Origin of the sequence: Pseudomonas sp. PNPG3 (assembly GCF_023093815.1) — a bacterium.
In the GTDB taxonomy this organism is placed as follows: domain Bacteria; phylum Pseudomonadota; class Gammaproteobacteria; order Pseudomonadales; family Pseudomonadaceae; genus Aquipseudomonas; species Aquipseudomonas asiatica.
The window spans coordinates 142,132-165,739 of sequence record NZ_JALLKV010000007.1 but is presented as its reverse complement, the minus strand read 5'-3'; the positions used below and the strand labels follow the sequence as shown (position 1 = coordinate 165,739).

General features: G+C 58.0%; 21 protein-coding genes and 4 tRNA genes. All 25 read left to right on the top strand.

What is annotated here, in order from left to right:
* Window positions 1-233 precede the first annotated feature (233 nt).
* The 25 genes from birA to rplB all read left to right on the top strand — a co-directional run bounded on the left by birA (window position 234) and on the right by rplB (window position 23,592).
* Window positions 234-1,193, top strand: a complete 960-nt coding sequence (birA, locus tag MJ643_RS07775; RefSeq protein ID WP_013970623.1) for a bifunctional biotin--[acetyl-CoA-carboxylase] ligase/biotin operon repressor BirA — start codon at window positions 234-236, stop codon at window positions 1,191-1,193.
* Window positions 1,183-1,932, top strand: coding sequence for a pantothenate kinase (locus MJ643_RS07770; RefSeq protein ID WP_013970624.1), 750 nt, complete (start codon window positions 1,183-1,185; stop codon window positions 1,930-1,932). The genes birA and MJ643_RS07770 overlap by 11 nt, the downstream gene beginning before the upstream one ends.
* 7 nt (window positions 1,933-1,939) lie before the next feature.
* Window positions 1,940-2,365, top strand: a complete 426-nt coding sequence (locus tag MJ643_RS07765) for a hypothetical protein (protein WP_023662661.1) — start codon at window positions 1,940-1,942, stop codon at window positions 2,363-2,365.
* 152 nt (window positions 2,366-2,517) lie between these two features.
* A tRNA-Tyr gene (locus tag MJ643_RS07760) sits at window positions 2,518-2,601 on the top strand.
* Between the two features lie 24 nt (window positions 2,602-2,625).
* Window positions 2,626-2,699, top strand: a tRNA-Gly gene (locus tag MJ643_RS07755).
* 29 nt (window positions 2,700-2,728) lie between these two features.
* Window positions 2,729-2,804: transfer RNA gene (locus MJ643_RS07750), tRNA-Thr, on the top strand.
* Window positions 2,805-2,882: 78 nt separating this feature from the next.
* Complete coding sequence (gene tuf / locus MJ643_RS07745) at window positions 2,883-4,076, top strand: elongation factor Tu (protein WP_013970634.1); 1,194 nt, start codon at window positions 2,883-2,885, stop codon at window positions 4,074-4,076.
* 54 nt (window positions 4,077-4,130) lie between these two features.
* Window positions 4,131-4,206 (top strand) — tRNA-Trp (locus MJ643_RS07740).
* 44 nt (window positions 4,207-4,250) lie between these two features.
* Entirely contained in the window at window positions 4,251-4,619 is a 369-nt protein-coding gene (gene secE / locus MJ643_RS07735) for a preprotein translocase subunit SecE (RefSeq protein ID WP_003257081.1), read from the top strand.
* 9 nt (window positions 4,620-4,628) lie between these two features.
* Entirely contained in the window at window positions 4,629-5,162 is a 534-nt protein-coding gene (nusG, locus tag MJ643_RS07730; protein ID WP_003255501.1) for a transcription termination/antitermination protein NusG, read from the top strand.
* A 119-nt stretch (window positions 5,163-5,281) separates the two neighbouring features.
* A complete protein-coding gene (gene rplK / locus MJ643_RS07725) occupies window positions 5,282-5,713 on the top strand; it encodes a 50S ribosomal protein L11 (protein ID WP_003255500.1) in 432 nt (143 codons plus the stop codon).
* Complete coding sequence (gene rplA / locus MJ643_RS07720; protein WP_013970629.1) at window positions 5,713-6,408, top strand: 50S ribosomal protein L1; 696 nt, start codon at window positions 5,713-5,715, stop codon at window positions 6,406-6,408. The genes rplK and rplA overlap by 1 nt, the downstream gene beginning before the upstream one ends.
* 197 nt (window positions 6,409-6,605) lie before the next feature.
* The gene (gene rplJ / locus MJ643_RS07715; RefSeq protein ID WP_003257082.1) at window positions 6,606-7,106 is read left to right on the top strand and encodes a 50S ribosomal protein L10; all 501 of its coding nucleotides are present in this window, start codon (window positions 6,606-6,608) and stop codon (window positions 7,104-7,106) included.
* 78 nt (window positions 7,107-7,184) lie between these two features.
* Complete coding sequence (gene rplL / locus MJ643_RS07710; protein ID WP_013970630.1) at window positions 7,185-7,556, top strand: 50S ribosomal protein L7/L12; 372 nt, start codon at window positions 7,185-7,187, stop codon at window positions 7,554-7,556.
* A gap of 220 nt (window positions 7,557-7,776) precedes the next feature.
* Entirely contained in the window at window positions 7,777-11,850 is a 4,074-nt protein-coding gene (rpoB, locus tag MJ643_RS07705) for a DNA-directed RNA polymerase subunit beta (RefSeq protein WP_013970631.1), read from the top strand.
* Window positions 11,851-11,914: 64 nt separating this feature from the next.
* Window positions 11,915-16,114: a DNA-directed RNA polymerase subunit beta' gene (rpoC, locus tag MJ643_RS07700; RefSeq protein WP_013970632.1), complete on the top strand. Its 4,200-nt coding sequence runs from the start codon at window positions 11,915-11,917 to the stop codon at window positions 16,112-16,114.
* A 211-nt stretch (window positions 16,115-16,325) separates the two neighbouring features.
* Window positions 16,326-16,697, top strand: a complete 372-nt coding sequence (gene rpsL, locus MJ643_RS07695) for a 30S ribosomal protein S12 (protein WP_003257088.1) — start codon at window positions 16,326-16,328, stop codon at window positions 16,695-16,697.
* A 106-nt stretch (window positions 16,698-16,803) separates the two neighbouring features.
* On the top strand, window positions 16,804-17,274 hold the full coding sequence (rpsG, locus tag MJ643_RS07690) for a 30S ribosomal protein S7 (RefSeq protein ID WP_003246741.1): 471 nt from the start codon (window positions 16,804-16,806) through the stop codon (window positions 17,272-17,274).
* A gap of 30 nt (window positions 17,275-17,304) precedes the next feature.
* Window positions 17,305-19,452, top strand: a complete 2,148-nt coding sequence (fusA, locus tag MJ643_RS07685) for an elongation factor G (protein WP_013970633.1) — start codon at window positions 17,305-17,307, stop codon at window positions 19,450-19,452.
* A gap of 27 nt (window positions 19,453-19,479) precedes the next feature.
* Entirely contained in the window at window positions 19,480-20,673 is a 1,194-nt protein-coding gene (gene tuf / locus MJ643_RS07680) for an elongation factor Tu (RefSeq protein WP_013970634.1), read from the top strand.
* 141 nt (window positions 20,674-20,814) lie between these two features.
* Complete coding sequence (gene rpsJ, locus MJ643_RS07675) at window positions 20,815-21,126, top strand: 30S ribosomal protein S10 (RefSeq protein ID WP_003186070.1); 312 nt, start codon at window positions 20,815-20,817, stop codon at window positions 21,124-21,126.
* Between the two features lie 80 nt (window positions 21,127-21,206).
* Window positions 21,207-21,842, top strand: a complete 636-nt coding sequence (rplC, locus tag MJ643_RS07670; RefSeq protein WP_003257089.1) for a 50S ribosomal protein L3 — start codon at window positions 21,207-21,209, stop codon at window positions 21,840-21,842.
* 12 nt (window positions 21,843-21,854) lie between these two features.
* On the top strand, window positions 21,855-22,457 hold the full coding sequence (gene rplD, locus MJ643_RS07665; RefSeq protein WP_008089819.1) for a 50S ribosomal protein L4: 603 nt from the start codon (window positions 21,855-21,857) through the stop codon (window positions 22,455-22,457).
* The gene (rplW, locus tag MJ643_RS07660; RefSeq protein WP_003255484.1) at window positions 22,454-22,753 is read left to right on the top strand and encodes a 50S ribosomal protein L23; all 300 of its coding nucleotides are present in this window, start codon (window positions 22,454-22,456) and stop codon (window positions 22,751-22,753) included. The genes rplD and rplW overlap by 4 nt, the downstream gene beginning before the upstream one ends.
* 14 nt (window positions 22,754-22,767) lie before the next feature.
* Complete coding sequence (gene rplB / locus MJ643_RS07655; protein ID WP_015268750.1) at window positions 22,768-23,592, top strand: 50S ribosomal protein L2; 825 nt, start codon at window positions 22,768-22,770, stop codon at window positions 23,590-23,592.
* The last annotated feature ends 16 nt before the right edge of the window (window positions 23,593-23,608 follow it).

Genomic DNA, 23,608 nt, shown 5'->3' with positions numbered 1-23,608 from the left:
GGTGCAAAAAATCCCAAGCATACGCCGCCCCTGTGGGAGCGGGTTCACCCGCGAACGCCGGCAAGGCCGGTGCCATCCACCGCGTCGCCTGCTTTGCGGCGAAAGCCCATAAGTGCGGCGCGGGTCTTCAGGGTATGCTGCAGGATCCCCATCGCCTTGCCGGCGGGCCCTTTTCCTATGCAAGCCAACGGCCCATAGCTATCATGCCTGCCTTATTCCAAGTCGAGACTGGCATGCTGAAGTTGTTGAATCTCCTCAAGGATGGTCGGTTCCATTCCGGAGAAGCTCTGGGGGCGGCCCTCGGGGTAAGTCGCAGCGCCGTTTGGAAACAGCTGCAGCACCTGGAGAGCGAGCTGAACCTTAGTATTCACAAGGTTCGTGGGCGCGGCTATCAGCTGTCGGCGCCACTGGCTTTGCTCGATGCACATGCGATCTCCGAGTTTGCCGAAGGCGAGCATTGGCCCGTCTTCATCCACGAAACCATCGACTCGACCAATGCCGAAGGCCTGCGGCTAGCCGGGGAAGGGCAGGTCGCTCCATTTCTGGTCCTGGCCGAGCGCCAGAGCGCCGGCCGGGGTCGTCGCGGTCGGCAATGGGTCAGCCCGTTTGCCGAAAACCTGTATTACAGCCTGGTTCTCCGCGTAGATGGTGGCATGCGCCAGCTCGAGGGCTTGAGCCTGGTGGTGGGGTTGGCAGTAATGCGTACCCTGCAGGCTTTTGGGGTAAAGGATGTGGGGCTCAAATGGCCCAACGATGTCCTCGTACGCGGGCAAAAGATCACCGGTATCCTCCTGGAGTTGGTGGGCGACCCTGCAGATGTTTGTCATGTGGTGCTGGGTATCGGCATCAATGTGAACATGCAGACCAACGATCAGGTCGACCAGGTGTGGACCTCGATGCGTCGCGAAGTAGGTGCGGCAATCGATCGTAACCGGCTGGTAGCGTTGCTCAATCAGCAGTTGCAGCACGAATTGGCACGGCATCGTCGCTATGGGTTTGCCGCATTCCAGGAAGAATGGGAACAGGCGCACCTCTGGCAGGGGCGCAGTGTTTCTCTGGTTGCCGGTAGCATGCGTATTGATGGCGTGGTTCTTGGCGTCGACGGGCAGGGCGGCTTGCGCCTTGAGGTGGACGGGGTGGAGAAGAGCTTCAGTGGTGGTGAGCTCAGTTTGAGGTTGCGTGATGATTCTTGAGCTCGATTGCGGTAACAGCTTCATCAAATGGCGAGTAATCCATGTCGCTGATGCAGTGATTGAAAGCGGCGGTATCGTCGACTCCGATCAGGCGCTGGTGGCCGAAGTGGCTGCACTGGCTTCGGTGCGTCTCAGCGGTTGCCGCATTGTCAGTGTGCGCAGTGAGGAAGAAACCGATGCGCTTTGCGCGCTGATTGCCCAGGCGTTTGCCGTGCAGGCACGGGTGGCGCACCCGGCCCGGGAAATGGCGGGTGTGCGCAATGGCTATGACGATTACCAGCGCCTGGGCATGGACCGTTGGTTGGCGGCGCTGGGGGCCTTTCACTTGGCCAGGGGCGCCTGCCTGGTCATTGATCTGGGGACCGCTGCAAAAGCGGATTTCGTTGCGGCGGATGGCGAGCATCTGGGTGGCTACATCTGCCCGGGGATGCCATTGATGCGTAGCCAGTTGCGTACGCACACCCGGCGTATCCGTTATGACGATGCTTCCGCCGAGCGGGCATTGGCCAGCCTGGCGCCGGGACGCTCGACGGTCGAGGCGGTCGAGCGCGGTTGCGTGTTGATGCTTCAGGGTTTTGCGCGTACCCAGCTCGAACAGGCGCGTGCATTGTGGGGGGAGGATTTCACGGTGTTCCTCACAGGTGGCGATGCGCCGCTGGTAAAGGAGGCCGTCCCCCAGGCGCGTGTCGTGCCTGACCTGGTTTTCGTAGGCCTGGCCATGGCCTGCCCATTGGATTGAGGTGCCTATGCGTTGGTTGTTTCTGCTGTTACTGGTGCTTAACGTCTTCTATTACGTGTGGCACCAGCAGGAAGCCCCGCTGAAGGTCAAGGAAGTCGCGCCCTTGTCGCTGTACAAGGGCAATCAGCAAGAAATCCGCCTGTTGCGCGAAACAGGGGTGTCGGCACCGCCCAAGCGGCGGGACGAGTGCCTGGTGGTCGGTGGTGTGATGGGGCAGGGGCAGCTCGATGCGCTGCGTCAGCGTTTGGTGAGCTTGGATATTGCCACGCTGCCGGTGGTGGGGCAGCTGCCAGGGGCGGACGGTCGTTGGCTCAAGGTTGCCCCGGAAAGCGAGCGTTTGCTGGACCAAACCGTCCTTGCGACTCTTTCCAACGATTTCAAAGACTTAAAACACAAAATTATTTTCTGCCAGGGTATTGCAACTGGCGAATAGCTTGATAGAATGGCGCCCGCTTCACAGGGAACACCACTTAGGTGGCAGAACTGGAAGCAGTGTCAAAGCAGCTAAGTTTCAGATTTGATTGAAAAAATTTGAAAAAACGCTTGACACTGGGACGGCAGACAAATAGAATGCCGGCCACATCTGGAGGGATTCCCGAGCGGTCAAAGGGGACGGACTGTAAATCCGTTGCGAGAGCTTCGAAGGTTCGAATCCTTCTCCCTCCACCAGTTTTAGCGAGAGCCGCAAGCTCCGCGGGTATAGTTTAGTGGTAGAACCTCAGCCTTCCAAGCTGATGATGCGGGTTCGATTCCCGCTACCCGCTCCAAGTTTGCTGGATTTTGCGCAAAGTGTTTCGCTCTTGTAGCTCAGTTGGTAGAGCACACCCTTGGTAAGGGTGAGGTCAGCGGTTCAAGTCCGCTCAAGAGCTCCATATAAACAAGGCAGATATGAAAATATCTGCCTTTGTTTTATCAGCGCAAGACTATTTCTTCTGCGGAGGATTGTATCGATGGCTAAGGAAAAGTTTGATCGTTCCCTTCCCCACGTTAACGTCGGCACTATCGGCCACGTTGACCACGGTAAGACCACTCTGACCGCAGCTCTGACTCGCGTCTGCTCCGAAGTTTTCGGTTCGGCAGTCGTTGAGTTCGACAAGATCGACTCGGCTCCGGAAGAAAAAGCGCGCGGTATCACCATCAACACCGCTCACGTCGAGTACAACTCGAACATTCGTCACTACGCTCACGTTGACTGCCCAGGTCACGCTGACTACGTGAAGAACATGATCACCGGTGCTGCCCAGATGGACGGCGCGATCCTGGTTTGCTCGGCCGCCGATGGTCCGATGCCGCAAACCCGTGAGCACATCCTGCTGTCCCGTCAGGTAGGCGTTCCTTACATCGTGGTCTTCCTGAACAAGGCTGACCTGGTAGACGACGCCGAGCTGCTGGAACTGGTCGAGATGGAAGTTCGCGACCTGCTGTCCACCTACGACTTCCCAGGCGACGACACCCCGATCATCATCGGTTCGGCTCGTATGGCCCTGGAAGGCAAAGACGACAACGAAATGGGTACTACCGCTGTCAAGAAGCTGGTAGAAACTCTGGATGCCTACATCCCTGAGCCGGTTCGTGCCGTTGACCAGCCGTTCCTGATGCCGATCGAAGACGTATTCTCGATCTCGGGTCGTGGTACCGTTGTTACCGGTCGTATCGAGCGTGGTATCGTCCGCGTTCAGGATCCGCTGGAAATCGTTGGTCTGCGTGACACTTCGACCACCACCTGCACCGGTGTTGAAATGTTCCGCAAGCTGCTGGACGAAGGCCGTGCTGGCGAGAACTGCGGCGTTCTGCTGCGTGGTACCAAGCGTGACGACGTTGAGCGTGGCCAGGTTCTGGTCAAGCCAGGTTCGGTCAAGCCGCACACCAAGTTCACCGCAGAAGTCTACGTTCTGTCGAAGGAAGAAGGCGGTCGTCACACTCCGTTCTTCAAAGGCTACCGTCCTCAGTTCTACTTCCGTACCACTGACGTGACCGGTAACTGCGAACTGCCGGAAGGCGTTGAAATGGTAATGCCAGGTGACAACATTCAGATGACTGTCACCCTGATCAAGACCATCGCAATGGAAGACGGTCTGCGCTTCGCTATCCGTGAAGGCGGTCGTACCGTCGGCGCCGGCGTCGTAGCAAAAATTATTGAATAAGTAGTTGATTTACTTGATCAGGCCGGTATAATGGCCGGCCTGATACAGCGTTACAGGTCAGTAGCTCAATTGGCAGAGCGACGGTCTCCAAAACCGTAGGTTGGGGGTTCGATTCCCTCCTGACCTGCCATTTCACCTCGGTGTGATGGCTTTCTTCTCACAGGATCCTCCTCGATGACTCCCAAAACTGAAGCCCAAGAATCGCGTTTTGATCTGTTCAAGTGGCTGGCTGTAGTGGCTTTGGTGGTTGTCGGTGTAGTGGGTAACCAGTATTACTCCGCCTCTCCGATCCTGTATCGCGTCCTTGCACTTCTCGTCCTGGCTGCTGTCGCGGGCTTTGTAGCTCTGCAGACTGCGAAGGGTAAGTCGTTCTTTGCGCTGGCGAAGGAAGCTCGTACCGAGATTCGTAAAGTCGTGTGGCCGACCCGCCAGGAAACCACCCAGACCACGCTGATTGTCGTGGCTGTCGTGCTGGTTATGGCACTGCTGCTGTGGGGTCTTGATTCCCTGCTCGGCTGGGCGGTCTCCTTGATCGTTGGCTAAAGGTGTCCCGTGGCTAAGCGTTGGTATGTTGTGCATGCTTACTCGGGTTACGAGAAGCATGTAATGCGCTCCCTGATCGAGCGCGTCAAGCTGGCTGGCATGGAAGACGGTTTCGGCGAGATCCTGGTCCCGACCGAAGAAGTCGTCGAAATGCGCAACGGCCAGAAGCGCAAGAGTGAGCGTAAATTCTTCCCTGGCTATGTACTGGTCCAGATGGAGATGAACGAAGGGACTTGGCACTTGGTCAAGGACACCCCTCGTGTGATGGGCTTTATTGGTGGCACCGCAGACAAGCCTGCGCCGATCACCGATAAAGAAGCAGAGGCTATCCTGCGTCGCGTTGCCGACGGTAGCGACAAGCCGAAGCCGAAGACGCTGTTCGAGCCTGGTGAAGTGGTTCGAGTCATTGACGGTCCGTTCGCTGACTTCAATGGTAGTGTCGAAGAGGTTAACTACGAAAAGAGTCGCCTGCAGGTAGCGGTGCTCATTTTCGGTCGCTCTACTCCGGTAGAGCTCGAGTTCAGCCAGGTCGAAAAGGTCTAGGCGGACGAAGCATCCCATACCCCGCAGCCCTGTGTGCTGCGGGGTTTTGTCGTCACTGGGATAAAACGCAAGTCATCCGGGGAGCCAGCAGGCGTTCGTACCCGATTTTGGAGTAGCTCATGGCTAAGAAGATTCAGGCTTACATCAAGCTGCAAGTTAAGGCCGGCCAGGCCAACCCAAGCCCACCCGTTGGTCCAGCACTGGGTCAACACGGTGTGAACATCATGGAATTCTGCAAGGCCTTCAACGCCCGTACCCAGGGTCAAGAAGCCGGCCTGCCGACTCCTGTTATCATCACTGTCTACAGCGACCGTAGCTTCACCTTCGAGACCAAGAGCACCCCTGCCTCGGTTCTGCTGAAGAAAGCTGCTGGCCTGACCAGTGGTTCGGCTCGCCCGAACACCGTTAAAGTCGGTACCGTTACCCGTGCTCAGCTGGAAGACATCGCCAAGGCTAAACAGGCTGATCTGACTGCCGCTGACCTGGACGCTGCTGTACGCACCATCGCTGGCTCTGCCCGCAGCATGGGCCTGAACGTGGAGGGTGTGTAATGGCTAAGCTGACCAAACGCCAAAAGGCAATCGCCGAGAAAATCGAAGCAGGCAAGGCCTACAACTTCGAAGAAGCGGCCACTCTGCTGGCTTCGCTGCCGGCTGCCAAGTTCGTAGAATCCTACGACATCGCCGTTAACCTCGGTGTTGACCCGCGTAAATCCGACCAGGTCGTACGTAGCGCTACCGTGCTGCCGCACGGCACTGGCAAGACCGTTCGCGTTGCTGTCTTCACCCAGGGTCCAGCTGCTGAAGCCGCTCTGGCTGCCGGCGCTGACCGCGTAGGTATGGACGATCTGGCTGCCGAAATGAAAGGCGGCGACCTGAACTATGACGTCGTTATCGCATCGCCTGATGCCATGCGCGTTGTAGGTCAGCTGGGTCAGGTTCTGGGTCCTCGCGGCCTGATGCCTAACCCGAAAGTTGGTACCGTGACCCCAGACGTAGCCGGCGCCGTCAAGAACGCCAAGGCTGGTCAGGTTCGCTACCGTACCGACAAGAACGGTATCATCCACACCTCCGTTGGCAAGGTCGGCTTCGAAGCCGGCAAGCTGAAGGAAAACGTTGAAGCCCTGATCGCTGATCTGAAGCGTATCAAGCCAGCTTCCTCGAAAGGTATCTACGTCAAGCGCGTTACCCTGAGCACCACCATGGGCCCAGGTCTGGTCATCGATCAGAGCTCGCTGAACGTGTAAGAACATGGTGGCGCGACCTGTCGCGCCACCAGCAAAAATTGGGGTCCCTGCCTGGCGGGGGCTATCCAAGACCGTAGGCGGCGCAAGCCTTAAAACACCAGCCCACGCAGATGGTGCTCCCGATTCGTTACCGAATCAGACACCAAAACGACATCCGGCCTCGGCCAGATGAAACGGTAAAAACCAGGAGTAAACCCGTGGCAATTAAACTCGAAGACAAGAAGGCCATCGTCGCTGAAGTCAACGAGGCTGCCAAAGTCGCTCTGTCCGCTGTCGTGGCTGATGCCCGTGGTGTGACTGTAGGCGCAATGACCGGACTCCGTAAAGAGGCCCGCGAAGCTGGCGTTTACGTACGTGTCGTACGTAACACCCTGCTGAAGCGCGCTGTTGAAGGCACCGAATTCTCGATCCTCAACGACGCGTTCAAAGGCCCGACCCTGATTGCTTTCTCCAACGAACACCCGGGCGCTGCTGCTCGTCTGTTCAAAGAGTTCGCCAAGGGTCAGGACAAGTTCGAGATCAAGGCAGCTGCGTTCGACGGCAAGTTCCTTGCCGCTAACCAGATCGACGTGCTGGCAACCCTGCCAACTCGCGACGAGGCTATCGCACAGCTGATGAGCGTAATCCAAGGTGCAACCAGCAAGCTGGCTCGTACCCTGGCAGCTCTGCGCGACCAGAAAGAAGCTGCTGCTGCCTAAGGCACGCGCAACTCTTTCAAAATCATACGTTTAATTTGATGGCTGCGTAGGCTGTCACCCCAATACAGGATTGAAGTCATGTCTCTGACTAACGAGCAAATCATCGAAGCAATCGGCCAGAAAACTGTTCTGGAAATTGTTGAACTGATCAAAGCGATGGAAGAAACCTTCGGCGTTACCGCTGCTGCCGCTGTTGCCGCTGGCCCAGCTGCTGGCGCTGCTGCCGCTGTTGAAGAGCAGACCGAGTTCAACGTCGTTCTGACCGAAGCTGGCGACAAGAAAGTAAACGTGATCAAGGCCGTTCGTGAACTGACCGGTCTGGGCCTGAAAGAAGCCAAAGAGAAAGTCGACGGCGCTCCTCAGGTTATCGCTGAAGGCGTTTCGAAAGAAGCCGCTGAAGACGCGAAGAAGAAGCTGGAAGAAGCTGGCGCTAAAGTCGAGCTGAAGTAATCTCGACCTTGCGACTCCAGTCCGAGCGTTGAGCGAAGGGCTGATGGCTGGTGGCTTATGCCACCGGCCTTTTTCCGTTATTGGTGGCCGGTCAGGCCGGCCCCGATAACAAGCTGCAAGACACCCATGTGGGTGGCGCAAACCAAGGGGTTTGCACGATTTTCTGGCTGCTCCCGCCGGGAGAAGCCAAACAAGCAGGTGACCAAGCTGGGGAACGCTGATGGCTTACTCATACACTGAGAAAAAACGTATCCGCAAGGACTTTAGCAAGTTGCCGGACGTCATGGATGTGCCTTACCTCCTGGCCATCCAGCTGGATTCGTATCGCGAATTCCTGCAAGCGGGAGCATCCAAGGATCAGTTCCGCGACGTCGGCCTGCACGCGGCCTTCAAATCGGTATTCCCGATCATCAGCTACTCCGGCAATGCTGCCCTGGAGTACGTAGGCTATCGCCTGGGCGAACCCGCCTTCGATGTGAAGGAATGTGTCCTGCGTGGCGTGACCTTCGCGGTCCCACTGCGGGTCAAGGTGCGCCTGATCATCTTCGACAAGGAATCGTCGAACAAAGCGATCAAGGACATCAAAGAGCAAGAAGTCTACATGGGTGAAATCCCCCTGATGACTGAGAACGGTACCTTCGTTATCAACGGTACCGAGCGTGTGATCGTTTCCCAGCTGCACCGTTCGCCTGGTGTGTTCTTCGACCACGACCGTGGCAAGACTCACAGCTCCGGCAAGCTGCTGTACTCCGCTCGCATCATCCCGTACCGCGGCTCCTGGCTGGACTTCGAGTTCGATCCGAAGGACTGCGTGTTCGTACGTATCGACCGTCGCCGCAAACTGCCGGCCTCGGTGCTGCTGCGTGCCCTGGGTTACAGCACTGAAGAAGTGCTGAATACCTTCTACACCACCAACGTGTTCCATATTTCCGGCGAGAAACTCAGCCTGGAACTGGTACCGCAGCGTCTGCGTGGTGAGGTTGCAGTCATGGATATCCATGACGAAACCGGCAAAGTCATCGTCGAGCAGGGCCGCCGTATTACCGCGCGCCACATCAACCAGCTCGAGAAGGCCGGCGTCAAGCAGCTGGACGTTCCTATGGAATACGTCCTGGGCCGCACTACCGCCAAGGCCATCGTGCATCCGGCTACCGGCGAGATCCTGGCCGAATGCAACACCGAGATGACCACCGAACTGCTGATCAAGGTCGCCAAGGCACAGGTCGTCCGTATCGAGACCCTGTACACCAACGACATCGATTGCGGTCCGTTCATCTCCGATACCCTGAAGATCGACACCACCAGCAACCAGCTGGAAGCCCTGGTCGAGATCTACCGCATGATGCGTCCTGGCGAACCGCCGACCAAGGATGCTGCCGAGACCCTGTTCAACAACCTGTTCTTCAGCGCCGAGCGTTACGACCTGTCCGCCGTTGGCCGCATGAAGTTCAACCGTCGTATCGGTCGTACCGAGATCGAAGGTTCGGGCGTGCTGAGCAAGGAAGATATCGTCGAGGTTCTGAAGACCCTGGTCGACATCCGTAACGGCAAAGGCATCGTCGACGACATCGACCACTTGGGTAACCGTCGTGTACGTTGCGTCGGTGAGATGGCCGAGAACCAGTTCCGCGTTGGCCTGGTGCGTGTCGAGCGCGCCGTCAAGGAACGCCTGTCGATGGCGGAAAGCGAAGGCTTGATGCCGCAAGACCTGATCAACGCCAAGCCGGTTGCGGCAGCGGTGAAAGAGTTCTTCGGTTCCAGCCAGCTGTCCCAGTTCATGGACCAGAACAACCCGCTCTCCGAGATTACCCACAAGCGCCGCGTCTCCGCACTCGGCCCAGGCGGTCTGACCCGTGAGCGTGCCGGCTTCGAAGTCCGTGACGTACACCCGACCCACTACGGCCGTGTGTGCCCGATCGAGACCCCAGAAGGTCCGAACATCGGTCTGATCAACTCCCTGGCAGCCTATGCCCGCACCAACCAGTACGGCTTCCTGGAAAGCCCGTACCGCGTGGTGAAGGAAGGCGTGGTCAGCGACGACATCGTGTTCCTGTCGGCCATTGAAGAAGCGGATCACGTCATCGCCCAGGCTTCGGCCGCGATGAACGAGAAGAAGCAACTGATCGATGAGCTGGTAGCTGTTCGTCACCTGAACGAATTCACCGTCAAGGCGCCGGAAGACGTCACCCTGATGGACGTTTCGCCGAAGCAGGTTGTTTCCGTCGCTGCGTCGTTGATTCCGTTCCTCGAGCACGACGACGCCAACCGTGCATTGATGGGTTCCAACATGCAGCGTCAGGCTGTACCGACCCTGCGCGCCGACAAGCCGCTGGTAGGTACCGGCATGGAGCGCAACGTTGCCCGTGACTCCGGTGTCTGCGTGGTTGCTCGCCGCGGTGGTGTGATCGACTCGGTCGACGCCAGCCGTATCGTTGTTCGCGTTGCCGACGACGAAGTGGAAACCGGCGAAGCAGGTGTGGATATCTACAACCTGACCAAGTACACCCGTTCGAACCAGAACACCTGCATCAACCAGCGTCCGCTGGTGAGCAAGGGTGACAAGGTTCAGCGTGGCGACATCATGGCCGACGGCCCGTCCACCGACATGGGTGAACTGGCACTGGGTCAGAACATGCGCATCGCGTTCATGGCGTGGAACGGCTTCAACTTCGAAGACTCCATCTGCCTGTCCGAGCGTGTGGTTCAGGAAGACCGCTTCACCACCATCCACATCCAGGAACTGACCTGTGTGGCGCGTGACACCAAGCTTGGCCCAGAGGAAATCACTGCGGACATCCCGAACGTGGGTGAAGCCGCACTGAACAAGCTGGACGAAGCCGGTATCGTCTACGTGGGTGCCGAAGTCGGCGCTGGCGACATCCTGGTCGGCAAGGTAACGCCAAAAGGCGAAACCCAGCTGACTCCGGAAGAAAAACTGCTGCGCGCAATCTTCGGTGAGAAGGCCAGCGACGTTAAGGACACCTCCCTGCGCGTGCCAACCGGCACCAAGGGTACCGTCATCGACGTACAGGTCTTCACCCGTGATGGCGTCGAGCGCGACAGTCGCGCCCTGGCCATCGAGAAGATGCAGCTGGACGAGATCCGCAAGGACCTCAACGAAGAGTTCCGCATCGTCGAAGGTGCAACCTTCGAGCGTCTGCGTTCTGCTCTGAACGGCCAGGTGGTCGACGGTGGCGCGGGCCTGAAGAAAGGCACCGTGATCACTGACGAAGTGCTGGATGGTCTGGAGCACGGGCAGTGGTTCAAACTGCGCATGGCCGAAGATGCACTGAACGAGCAGCTGGAAAAGGCTCAGCAGTACATCGTCGATCGTCGCCGTCTGCTGGACGACAAGTTCGAAGACAAGAAGCGCAAGCTGCAGCAGGGTGATGACCTGGCACCGGGCGTACTGAAGATCGTCAAGGTTTACCTGGCAATCCGCCGTCGCATCCAGCCGGGTGACAAGATGGCCGGTCGTCACGGTAACAAGGGTGTGGTCTCGGTAATCATGCCGGTCGAAGACATGCCGCACGACGCCAACGGTACTCCGGTCGATGTCGTACTGAACCCGCTGGGTGTACCTTCGCGTATGAACGTCGGTCAGATCCTCGAAACCCACCTGGGCCTGGCTGCCAAGGGTCTGGGCGAAAAGATCGACCGCATGATCGAAGAGCAGCGCAAGGCCGCTGAGCTGCGCGTGTTCCTGACCGAGGTCTACAACGAGATCGGCGGTCGTCAGGAAAACCTGGACGAGTTCACCGACGAAGAGATCCTGGCCCTGGCCCACAACCTGAAGAAGGGCGTGCCAATGGCTACCCCGGTCTTCGATGGTGCCAAGGAGCGCGAGATCAAGGCCATGCTTAAGCTGGCCGACCTGCCAGAGAGCGGCCAGATGGTGCTGTTCGATGGCCGTACCGGCAACAAGTTCGAGCGTCCTGTGACCGTTGGTTACATGTACATGCTCAAGCTGAACCACTTGGTGGACGACAAGATGCACGCGCGTTCCACTGGTTCCTACAGCCTGGTTACCCAGCAGCCGCTGGGTGGTAAGGCGCAGTTCGGTGGTCAGCGTTTCGGGGAGATGGAAGTGTGGGCGCTGGAAGCATACGGCGCGGCATACACCCTGCAAGAAATGCTCACAGTGAAGTCGGACGACGTGAACGGCCGTACCAAGATGTACAAGAACATCGTGGATGGCGATCACCGTATGGAGCCGGGCATGCCCGAGTCCTTCAACGTGTTGATCAAAGAGATCCGTTCGCTCGGTATCGATATCGATCTGGAAACCGAATAACACGTGACGCGAAGGGGAGTGGGGCAGGTAATGCCCGCTCCCTGCTCCGCCAGGAGGAAAGGCCTTGAAAGACCTACTGAATTTGCTGAAAAACCAGGGTCAAGTCGAAGAGTTCGACGCCATCCGCATCGGTCTGGCGTCGCCTGAAATGATCCGTTCGTGGTCGTTCGGTGAAGTTAAGAAGCCGGAAACCATCAACTACCGTACGTTCAAACCTGAGCGTGACGGCCTGTTCTGCGCCAAGATCTTTGGCCCAGTCAAGGACTACGAGTGCCTGTGCGGCAAGTACAAGCGCCTCAAGCATCGCGGCGTGATCTGCGAGAAGTGCGGCGTTGAAGTTGCCCTGGCAAAAGTTCGTCGTGAGCGCATGGCGCACATCGAACTGGCCTCGCCGGTTGCCCACATCTGGTTCCTGAAGTCGCTGCCGTCCCGTATCGGCCTGCTGATGGACATGACCCTGCGTGACATCGAGCGCGTGCTCTACTTCGAGAGCTACGTCGTTATCGACCCGGGCATGACGACCCTGGAAAAAGGCCAGCTGCTGAACGACGAGCAGTACTTCGAAGCGCTGGAGGAGTTCGGTGATGACTTCGACGCCCGCATGGGTGCCGAGGCTGTCCGCGAGCTGCTGCACGCTATCGACCTGGAGCACGAGATCGGTCGCCTGCGCGAAGAGATTCCGCAGACCAACTCGGAAACCAAGATCAAGAAGCTGTCCAAGCGCCTGAAGCTGATGGAAGCGTTCCAGGGTTCGGGCAACCTGCCTGAGTGGATGGTCCTGACCGTCCTGCCTGTGCTGCCGCCGGACCTGCGTCCGCTGGTACCGCTGGATGGCGGCCGCTTCGCGACCTCCGACCTGAACGACCTGTATCGTCGGGTGATCAACCGTAACAACCGTCTGAAGCGCCTGCTGGATCTGTCGGCGCCGGACATCATCGTGCGCAACGAAAAGCGCATGCTGCAGGAAGCGGTCGACGCCCTGCTGGACAACGGCCGTCGCGGTCGCGCCATCACTGGCTCGAACAAGCGTCCGCTGAAGTCCCTGGCCGACATGATCAAAGGTAAGCAAGGTCGCTTCCGTCAGAACCTGCTCGGTAAGCGTGTGGACTACTCCGGCCGTTCGGTAATTACCGTAGGCCCGACCCTGCGTCTGCACCAGTGCGGTCTGCCGAAGAAGATGGCCCTCGAGCTGTTCAAGCCGTTCATTTTCGGCAAGCTGGAAATGCGTGGTCTGGCGACCACCATCAAGGCTGCCAAGAAGATGGTCGAGCGTGAGCTGCCAGAGGTGTGGGACGTACTCGCCGAGGTGATCCGCGAACACCCCGTGCTGCTCAACCGTGCACCGACCCTGCACCGTCTGGGTATCCAGGCATTTGAACCGGTTCTGATCGAAGGTAAGGCTATCCAGCTGCACCCGCTGGTCTGTGCCGCGTACAACGCCGACTTCGACGGTGACCAGATGGCTGTTCACGTGCCGCTGACCCTGGAAGCCCAGCTCGAAGCGCGCGCGTTGATGATGTCGACCAACAACATCCTGTCGCCAGCCAACGGTGAGCCAATCATCGTTCCGTCGCAGGACGTGGTACTGGGTCTGTACTACATGACCCGTGAGGCCATCAACGCCAAGGGCGAAGGTCGCGTGTTCGCCGACCTGCAGGAAGTCGACCGCGTATTCCGCGCCGGCGAAGCTGCCCTGCACGCGAAAATCAAGGTTCGTATCAACGAAACCGTGAAAGAGCGTGACGGTTCCGTGGTCAAGAACACCCGCATCGTCGACACCACCGTCGGCCGTGCGCTGCTGTTCCAGGTTGTACCGGCAGGTCTGCCCTACGACGTGGTCAACCAGCCGATGAAGAAGAAGGCGATCTCCAAGCTGATCAACCAGTGCTACCGCGTGGTTGGTCTGAAAGAGACCGTAATCTTTGCTGACCAGCTGATGTACACCGGTTTCGCTTACTCGACCATTTCCGGCGTTTCGATTGGTGTTAACGACTTCGTTATCCCGGACGAGAAAGCTCGCATCATCGGTACCGCTACCGACGAAGTGAAGGAAATCGAGAGCCAGTACGCCTCCGGCCTGGTAACCCAGGGCGAAAAGTACAACAAGGTCATCGACTTGTGGTCGAAGGCGAACGACGAAGTGTCCAAGGCGATGATGGCCAACCTCTCGAAAGAGAAGGTCATCGATCGCGAAGGCAAGGAAGTCGAGCAAGAGTCCTTCAACTCGATGTACATGATGGCTGACTCCGGTGCGCGGGGTTCCGCAGCCCAGATCCGTCAGCTGGCCGGTATGCGTGGCCTGATGGCCAAGCCGGACGGCTCCATTATCGAGACGCCGATCACTGCGAACTTCCGTGAAGGTCTGAGCGTTCTGCAGTACTTCATTTCGACCCACGGTGCTCGTAAGGGTCTGGCGGATACCGCACTGAAGACCGCCAACTCCGGTTACCTGACTCGTCGTCTGGTAGACGTTGCCCAGGATCTGGTTGTTACCGAGATCGACTGCGGCACCGACCAGGGCCTGCTGATGACCCCGCACATCGAAGGTGGTGACGTTGTAGAACCGCTGGGTGAGCGTGTGCTGGGTCGTGTCATCGCCCGTGACGTGTTCAAGCCAGGCACCGAGGACGTCATCGTTCCGGCCGGTACCCTGGTCGACGAGAAGTGGGTCGAATTCATCGAGCTGAACAGCATCGACGAAGTGGTCGTGCGTTCGCCGATCAACTGCGAAACCCGTTACGGCATCTGCGCCAAGTGCTACGGTCGTGACCTGGCTCGCGGTCACCAGGTGAACATCGGTGAAGCTGTCGGCGTTATCGCTGCGCAGTCGATCGGTGAGCCGGGTACCCAGCTGACCATGCGTACGTTCCACATCGGTGGTGCTGCAAGCCGTACCTCGGCTGCCGACAGCGTCCAGGTGAAGAACGGCGGTATGGTGCGTCTGCACAACCTGAAGCAGGTAGAACGTGCCGATGGCAACCTGGTTGCCGTATCGCGTTCGGGCGAGTTGGCCATTGCCGACGAGTTCGGTCGTGAGCGTGAGCGCTACAAGCTGCCTTATGGTGCGGTAATTTCGGTCAAGGAAGGTGAAAAGGTCGAAGCTGGCGCTATCGTCGCCAAGTGGGACCCGCACACCCACCCGATCGTTACCGAACTGAAAGGTACCGTGACCTTCGTTGGCATGGAAGAAGGCATCACCATCAAGCGTCAGACTGACGAATTGACGGGTTTGACCAACATTGAAGTACTGGACGTCAAGGATCGCCCTGCCGCTGGCAAGGAAATCCGTCCTGCTATCAAGATGGTCGACGCTTCTGGCAAGGATCTGTACCTGCCAGGTACCGACGTACCTGCCCAGTACTTCCTGCCGGCCAACGCCCTCGTCGGCGTGGCTGACGGTGCCCAGATCGGTGTTGGTGACGTTATCGCGCGTATCCCGCAAGAAACGTCGAAGACCCGTGACATCACCGGTGGTCTGCCGCGCGTTGCCGACCTGTTCGAAGCGCGCCGTCCGAAAGAGGCCTCGATTCTGGCTGAAGTCAGCGGCACCATCGCGTTCGGCAAGGAGACCAAGGGCAAGCGTCGTCTGGTCATCACCCCGACCGACGGTAGCGATCCGTACGAAGAGCTGATTCCGAAGTGGCGCCACCTGAACGTCTTCGAAGGCGAACAGGTAAACCGCGGCGAAGTTATCTCCGACGGCCCGAGCGATCCGCACGACATTCTGCGTCTGCTGGGTGTGAGCGCGCTGGCGAAGTACATCGTCAACGAGATCCAGGACGTTTACCGTCTGCAAGGCGTTAAGATCAACGACAAGCACATCGAGACCATCCTGCGTCAGATGCTGCGCAAGGTCGAGATCACCGAGTCGGGTGACTCCAGCTTCATCAAGGGCGACCAGATGGAACTGACCCAGGTACTGGTAGAGAACGAGCGTCTCGCCAGCGAGGACAAGTTCATCTCCAAGTTCTCCCGCGTGCTGCTGGGTATCACCAAGGCCTCGCTGTCGACCGAGTCGTTCATCTCCGCGGCTTCCTTCCAGGAAACCACCCGCGTACTGACCGAAGCGGCGGTAACCGGCAAGCGCGACTACCTGCGCGGCCTGAAAGAGAACGTGGTCGTGGGTCGTCTGATTCCGGCCGGTACTGGTCTGGCCTACCACAGCGAGCGTAAGCGTCGCCGTGATGCCGACAAGCCGCTGCGTGTGAGCGCCAGTGAGGTGGAAGCCGCACTGACCGAAGCGCTGAACTCCAGCGGTAACTAAGTACAGGGCAGGGCCCCGGCAAGCCCCGAGCGATCAGCGGCGACATGAAATGTTGCCGATGATCGGACGGGGAGGGCCGGGGCCTCGTCTTGACTGGGTGCAAGATCCTCTTTAGACTTTTGTACCCTTAAATTTGGTGAGGCTCCGTCTCGCCAATTTTTGGCTTTCTTGCAAGACAATAGCGTCGCAAGACAATCAGTGGAGCTAGTAGATGGCAACTATCAACCAGCTGGTACGTCAGCCGCGTAAGCGTACCGTCGAGAAATCCGACGTACCTGCGCTGCAGAACTGCCCGCAGCGTCGTGGCGTGTGCACCCGCGTGTACACCACCACGCCGAAAAAACCAAACTCGGCACTGCGTAAAGTATGCCGTGTGCGTCTGACCAACGGTTTCGAGGTTTCCTCGTACATCGGTGGTGAAGGCCACAACCTGCAAGAGCACAGCGTCGTCCTGATCCGTGGCGGCCGTGTAAAAGACTTGCCAGGTGTTCGTTACCACACCGTTCGCGGCTCTCTGGATACTTCGGGCGTTAAAGGCCGTAACCAGGGTCGTTCGAAGTACGGTACCAAGCGTCCGAAGTAATCGGCCGTTTGCAGACATCCATTTATTTGAGTCGATAAGAGTAAGGTCGGGCAGGGGTCGAAAGACCTGGTCCCGGGCTAACCTGAAGACCGTTTGAGGGCTTATCATGCCAAGACGTCGTGTAGCAGCAAAACGTGAGATCCTTGACGATCCGAAGTACGGATCCCAGATTCTCGCCAAGTTCATGAACCACGTGATGGAAAGCGGCAAGAAGGCCGTAGCCGAGCGCATCGTTTACGGTGCCCTGGATACCGTCAAAGCACGCAAGAACAGCGACCCCCTGGAAATCTTCGAGAAAGCTCTCGACGCCATCGCTCCGCTGGTCGAAGTTAAGTCCCGCCGTGTTGGCGGTGCCACTTACCAGGTTCCGGTTGAAGTTCGTCCGTCCCGTCGTAACGCTCTGGCAATGCGCTGGCTCGTAGACTACGCCCGCAAGCGCGGCGAGAAGTCGATGGCCCTGCGCCTGGCCGGCGAACTGCTGGATGCTGCTGAAGGCAAGGGTGCTGCAGTCAAGAAGCGTGAAGACGTGCACCGTATGGCCGAGGCCAACAAAGCGTTCTCGCACTACCGCTTCTAATTCAAGCATCAATCATTTTGCGAGGGCTTTATGGCTCGTACTACAGCAATTAACCGCTACCGTAACATCGGTATCTGCGCCCACGTTGACGCGGGCAAGACTACCACTACCGAGCGGATCCTGTTCTACACAGGTCTGAGCCACAAGATGGGCGAGGTGCACGACGGCGCCGCGACCACCGACTGGATGGTGCAGGAGCAGGAGCGCGGTATCACCATTACCTCCGCTGCCGTTACCACCTTCTGGAAAGGTTCCCGTGGTCAGTACGACAACTACCGCGTAAACGTCATCGATACCCCCGGCCACGTTGACTTCACCATTGAAGTAGAGCGTTCGCTGCGTGTACTCGACGGCGCGGTCGTTGTGTTCTGCGGTACCTCCGGCGTTGAGCCGCAGTCCGAAACCGTATGGCGTCAGGCCAACAAGTACGGTGTTCCGCGTGTTGTCTACGTGAACAAGATGGACCGTGCTGGTGCCAACTTCCTGCGCGTTGTCGGTCAGATCAAGAACCGCCTGGGTCACACCCCGGTTCCGGTCCAGCTGGCTATCGGTGCAGAAGACGACTTCCAGGGTCAGGTCGACCTGATCAAGATGAAAGCCATCTACTGGAACGAAGACGACAAGGGCACCACGTACCGCGAAGAAGAAATTCCAGCGGACATGGTCGAACTGGCTAACGAATGGCGCAACAACATGGTTGAAGCCGCCGCCGAAGCCAGCGAAGAGCTGATGAACAAGTACCTTGAAGAAGGTGAGCTGACCGTCGAAGAAATCAAGGCAGGTCTGCGTGCGCGCACCCTGGCCAGCGAGATCGTTCCGGCTGTCTGCGGTTCGTCGTTCAAGAACAAGGGTGTTCCCCTGGTTCTCGACGCCGTTATCGACTTCCTGCCTGCTCCGACCGAAATTCCTGCGATCAAGGGTATCCACCCTGATCTGGCCGAAGTGCCGAAGGATGAGATCACCGAAGAGCAGCAGGACGAGCGTCACGCCGACGACAACGAGCCGTTCTCGGCTCTGGCGTTCAAGATCGCTACCGACCCGTTCGTAGGTACCCTGACCTTCGTTCGCGTCTACTCGGGCGTTCTGAGCTCCGGTGACTCGGTCATCAACTCGGTCAAAGGCAAGAAAGAGCGCGTTGGTCGTATGGTGCAGATGCACGCCAACCAGCGTGAAGAGATCAAGGAAGTGCGCGCTGGCGACATCGCGGCCCTGATCGGCATGAAGGACGTTACCACTGGTGAAACCCTGTGCGACGCCGACAAGCCAATCATCCTTGAGCGCATGGACTTCCCGGAGCCAGTGATTTCGCTGTCTGTCGAGCCGAAGACCAAGCAGGACCAGGAAAAGATGGGTATCGCTCTGGGCAAGCTGGCTCAGGAAGACCCGTCGTTCCGCGTCAAGACCGACGAAGAGACTGGTCAGACCATCATCTCCGGTATGGGTGAGCTGCACCTGGACATCATCGTTGACCGCATGAAGCGTGAATTCAACGTTGAGGCCAACATCGGCAAGCCGCAGGTTTCGTACCGCGAGAAGATCACCAAGTCCGGTGTGGAGATCGAAGGCAAGTTCGTTCGCCAGTCGGGTGGTCGTGGTCAGTTCGGTCACTGCTGGATTCGCTTCTCGCAGCCGGATGAAGACGATAAGGGCAATATCACTGAGGGCCTGGTCTTCACCAACGAAGTCGTTGGTGGTGTGGTTCCGAAGGAATACATCCCTGCGATCCAGAAGGGTATCGAAGAGCAGATGAAGAACGGCGTTGTTGCCGGCTATCCGCTGATCGGCCTGAAGGCTACCGTGTTCGACGGTTCGTACCACGACGTCGACTCCAACGAAATGGCGTTCAAGATCGCTGCTTCGATGGCAACCAAGCAACTGGCCCAGAAGGGTGGTGGCGTGGTCCTCGAGCCGATCATGAAGGTCGAAGTTGTAACCCCGGAAGACTACCTGGGTGACGTGATGGGTGACCTGAACCGTCGTCGTGGTCTGGTCCAGGGTATGGATGAATCGGTCTCTGGCCGTGTCGTCCGCGCTGAAGTTCCGCTCGGAGAGATGTTCGGTTACGCAACCGACGTTCGTTCCATGTCTCAGGGTCGCGCAAGCTACTCCATGGAATTCTCCAAATACGCCGAAGCTCCGTCGAACATCGTCGAAGCACTCGTTAAAAAACAAGGCTAATCCCCTTTAGGCAAGAGGTTCACTGTCGTGGCTAAAGAAAAATTTGATCGTTCCCTTCCCCACGTTAACGTCGGCACCATCGGCCACGTTGACCACGGTAAGACCACTCTGACCGCAGCTCTGACTCGCGTCTGCTCCGAAGTTTTCGGTTCGGCAGTCGTTGAGTTCGACAAGATCGACTCGGCTCCGGAAGAAAAAGCGCGCGGTATCACCATCAACACCGCTCACGTCGAGTACAACTCGAACATTCGTCACTACGCTCACGTTGACTGCCCAGGTCACGCTGACTACGTGAAGAACATGATCACCGGTGCTGCCCAGATGGACGGCGCGATCCTGGTTTGCTCGGCCGCCGATGGTCCGATGCCGCAAACCCGTGAGCACATCCTGCTGTCCCGTCAGGTAGGCGTTCCTTACATCGTGGTCTTCCTGAACAAGGCTGACCTGGTAGACGACGCCGAGCTGCTGGAACTGGTCGAGATGGAAGTTCGCGACCTGCTGTCCACCTACGACTTCCCAGGCGACGACACCCCGATCATCATCGGTTCGGCTCGTATGGCCCTGGAAGGCAAAGACGACAACGAAATGGGTACTACCGCTGTCAAGAAGCTGGTAGAAACTCTGGATGCCTACATCCCTGAGCCGGTTCGTGCCGTTGACCAGCCGTTCCTGATGCCGATCGAAGACGTATTCTCGATCTCGGGTCGTGGTACCGTTGTTACCGGTCGTATCGAGCGTGGTATCGTCCGCGTTCAGGATCCGCTGGAAATCGTTGGTCTGCGTGACACTTCGACCACCACCTGCACCGGTGTTGAAATGTTCCGCAAGCTGCTGGACGAAGGCCGTGCTGGCGAGAACTGCGGCGTTCTGCTGCGTGGTACCAAGCGTGACGACGTTGAGCGTGGCCAGGTTCTGGTCAAGCCAGGTTCGGTCAAGCCGCACACCAAGTTCACCGCAGAAGTCTACGTTCTGTCGAAGGAAGAAGGCGGTCGTCACACTCCGTTCTTCAAAGGCTACCGTCCTCAGTTCTACTTCCGTACCACTGACGTGACCGGTAACTGCGAACTGCCGGAAGGCGTTGAAATGGTAATGCCAGGTGACAACATTCAGATGACTGTCACCCTGATCAAGACCATCGCAATGGAAGACGGTCTGCGCTTCGCTATCCGTGAAGGCGGTCGTACCGTCGGCGCCGGCGTCGTAGCAAAAATCATCGAGTAATCACTCGACCGATTGAAAAAACCCCCGCTCAGCGGGGGTTTTTTTTATTGGGTTGACACTAAATGGGGGCGTCTATAGAATCACGCCTCCTTTTAGCGGGCGTAGTGCGTCCGTTGGGAACAGCCTGGAGTCTGAAATCCAATGCAAAATCAGCAAATCCGTATCAGGTTGAAGGCTTTCGACCATCGCCTGATCGACCAATCCACCCAGGAAATCGTGGAAACCGCGAAACGTACTGGTGCACAAGTGCGTGGTCCAATTCCACTGCCTACCCGCAAAGAGCGTTTCACCGTTCTGGTTTCCCCGCACGTCAACAAAGACGCGCGTGACCAGTACGAGATCCGCACTCATAAGCGTGTTCTGGACATCGTCCAGCCAACGGATAAAACCGTTGATGCGCTGATGAAGCTTGATCTGGCGGCAGGTGTGGAAGTACAGATCAGCCTCGGCTAAGACTTCGGTCTGGTCGTGTAACGCTCTGAAATGGGCGGCCATAGCGGGTGAAAGCCCCGTACACTCATGAGGTTTACAACATGACTATTGGTGTAATCGGTCGCAAGTGCGGTATGACCCGCATTTTCACCGAAGAAGGTGTCTCCATTCCGGTCACGGTCATCGAGATCGAGCCGAATCGCGTCACCCAGTTCAAAACTGAAGAAACCGATGGCTACCGTGCAGTGCAAGTCACTGTCGGCGAGCGTCGTGCTTCGCGCGTGACTGCCGCTCAGGCAGGCCACTTCGCCAAGGCCAACGTTGCCGCTGGTCGCGGTGTCTGGGAGTTCCGTCTTGAAGAAGGCGATTTCCAGGCTGGCGATCTGATCAAAGCTGAACTCTTCACTGCAGGCCAGCTGGTAGACGTTACTGGTCAGTCCAAAGGTAAAGGCTTCGCCGGTACCATCAAGCGCTGGAACTTCCGTGGCCAGGACAACACCCACGGTAACTCCGTGTCGCACCGTGTCCCAGGTTCCATCGGCCAGTGCCAGACTCCTGGTCGTGTGTTCAAGGGCAAGAAAATGTCCGGTCACATGGGCGCCGAGCGCGTGACTGTTCAGTCCCTGGAAGTAGTTCGCGTAGACGCTGAACGCAACCTGCTGCTGGTCAAGGGTGCCGTTCCAGGCGCTACTGGCGGCGACGTGGTTGTACGTCCAGCTGTCAAGGCTCGCGGTTAAGGGGAAACTGACATGCAACTCAATGTAAATGACGCTCAGGCGATCGAAGTTTCCGAACTGACTTTCGGTGGCGAATTCAACGAGACGCTGGTACACCAAGCAGTCGTGGCCTACATGGCCGGCGGCCGTCAGGGCACCAAGCAGCAGAAGACCCGTTCCGACGTGGCTGGTGGCGGTAAGCGCCCATGGCGTCAGAAGGGTACTGGCCGTGCTCGTGCTGGTACCACTCGTGGTCCGATCTGGCGTGGCGGTGGTGTAACCTTCGCAGCTCGCCCTCAAGATCACTCGCAGAAGCTCAACAAGAAGATGTACCGCGCAGCCCTGCGCTCCATCCTCGCTGAGCTGGTGCGTAGCGACCGTCTGGTCGTGGTTCAGGACTTCGCTGTTGAAGCACCGAAAACCAAAGATCTGCTGAACAAGCTGAACGGCATGGGTCTGAACGACGTACTGATCGTTTCCGACGCTGTTGATCAGAACCTGTACCTGGCTGCTCGCAACCTGCCGCACGTCGATGTACGTGACGTGCAAGGTTCCGACCCGGTCAGTCTGATCGCATACGAGAAAGTGTTGATCACTGTCTCGGCCGTGAAGAAATTCGAGGAGCTGCTGGGATGAACCAGGAACGCGTATTCAAAGTCCTCCTTGGCCCGCACGTTTCCGAGAAGGCTACCGTTCTGGCTGAGAAAAAAGGCCAGTTCGTATTCAAGGTTGCTACCGATGCAACCAAGCTGGAAATCAAGAAAGCTGTCGAAGGCCTGTTCAACGTAAAAGTTGAAAACGTGTCGACTGTTAACGTTCTGGGTAAAACCAAGCGTACCGCACGTGGTCTGGGCAAGCGTAATGACTGGAAGAAGGCGATCGTCTCCCTTCAGCCAGGCCAAGATCTCGATTTCAGCAGCAGTGCTGAGTAAGGAAGGGGTGCATCATGGCAATCGTTAAATGCAAACCGACTTCCCCTGGCCGCCGTTTCGTGGTCAAGGTGGTCAACCAGGAGCTGCACAAAGGCGCTCCTCACGCACCGCTGATCGAGAAAAAATCGAAGTCTGGTGGTCGTAACAACAATGGCCGCATCACCACTCGTCACGTTGGTGGTGGTCATAAGCAGCATTACCGTCTGGTCGACTTCCGTCGCAACGACAAAGATGGCATTCCAGCCACTGTCGAGCGTATCGAATACGACCCGAACCGTACTGCTCACATCGCCCTGCTGTGCTACGCAGACGGTGAGCGTCGCTACATCATCGCCCCTAAAGGCGTGAGCGCTGGCGACCAGCTGATCGCAGGTGCCCTGGCCCCAATCAAGGCCGGTAACTCCCTGCAGCTGCGCAATATCCCAGTAGGTAGCACCATTCACGGCATCGAACTGAAGCCGGGTAAAGGTGCTCAGATCGCTCGTTCCGCTGGTGCTTCGGCTCAGCTGATCGCTCGTGAAGGCGTCTACGTGACTCTGCGTCTGCGTTCCGGTGAGATGCGTAAAGTACTGGCTGAGTGCCGTGCGACCCTGGGCGAAGTCTCGAACTCCGAGCACAGCCTGCGTTCGCTGGGTAAAGCTGGTGCCAAACGCTGGCGCGGCGTTCGCCCAACCGTTCGTGGTGTTGCCATGAACCCGGTTGACCACCCACATGGTGGTGGTGAAGGTCGTACCTCCGGTGGTCGTCATCCGGTATCGCCATGGGGCTTCCCAACCAAGGGTGCGAAGACCCGTGGTAATAAGCGTACCGACAACATGATCGTCCGTCGTCGCAAGTAACTAGAGGGATACGACA

Excerpts from the sequence above, each read along its gene's own strand:
- rpsL (WP_003257088.1), top strand. The coding sequence starts at position 16,326 with ATGGCAACTATCAACCAGCTGGTACGTCAGCCGCGTAAGCGTACCGTC.
- birA (WP_013970623.1), top strand. The coding sequence starts at position 234 with ATGCTGAAGTTGTTGAATCTCCTCAAGGATGGTCGGTTCCATTCCGGA.
- rpoB (WP_013970631.1), top strand. The coding sequence starts at position 7,777 with ATGGCTTACTCATACACTGAGAAAAAACGTATCCGCAAGGACTTTAGC.
- rplW (WP_003255484.1), top strand. The coding sequence starts at position 22,454 with ATGAACCAGGAACGCGTATTCAAAGTCCTCCTTGGCCCGCACGTTTCC.
- secE (WP_003257081.1), top strand. The coding sequence starts at position 4,251 with ATGACTCCCAAAACTGAAGCCCAAGAATCGCGTTTTGATCTGTTCAAG.
- rpsJ (WP_003186070.1), top strand. The coding sequence starts at position 20,815 with ATGCAAAATCAGCAAATCCGTATCAGGTTGAAGGCTTTCGACCATCGC.
- MJ643_RS07765 (WP_023662661.1), top strand. The coding sequence starts at position 1,940 with ATGCGTTGGTTGTTTCTGCTGTTACTGGTGCTTAACGTCTTCTATTAC.
- rplK (WP_003255500.1), top strand. The coding sequence starts at position 5,282 with ATGGCTAAGAAGATTCAGGCTTACATCAAGCTGCAAGTTAAGGCCGGC.
- rplA (WP_013970629.1), top strand. The coding sequence starts at position 5,713 with ATGGCTAAGCTGACCAAACGCCAAAAGGCAATCGCCGAGAAAATCGAA.
- rpsG (WP_003246741.1), top strand. The coding sequence starts at position 16,804 with ATGCCAAGACGTCGTGTAGCAGCAAAACGTGAGATCCTTGACGATCCG.
- rplD (WP_008089819.1), top strand. The coding sequence starts at position 21,855 with ATGCAACTCAATGTAAATGACGCTCAGGCGATCGAAGTTTCCGAACTG.
- rplB (WP_015268750.1), top strand. The coding sequence starts at position 22,768 with ATGGCAATCGTTAAATGCAAACCGACTTCCCCTGGCCGCCGTTTCGTG.
- rplC (WP_003257089.1), top strand. The coding sequence starts at position 21,207 with ATGACTATTGGTGTAATCGGTCGCAAGTGCGGTATGACCCGCATTTTC.
- tuf (WP_013970634.1), top strand. The coding sequence starts at position 2,883 with ATGGCTAAGGAAAAGTTTGATCGTTCCCTTCCCCACGTTAACGTCGGC.
- fusA (WP_013970633.1), top strand. The coding sequence starts at position 17,305 with ATGGCTCGTACTACAGCAATTAACCGCTACCGTAACATCGGTATCTGC.
- rplL (WP_013970630.1), top strand. The coding sequence starts at position 7,185 with ATGTCTCTGACTAACGAGCAAATCATCGAAGCAATCGGCCAGAAAACT.
- MJ643_RS07770 (WP_013970624.1), top strand. The coding sequence starts at position 1,183 with ATGATTCTTGAGCTCGATTGCGGTAACAGCTTCATCAAATGGCGAGTA.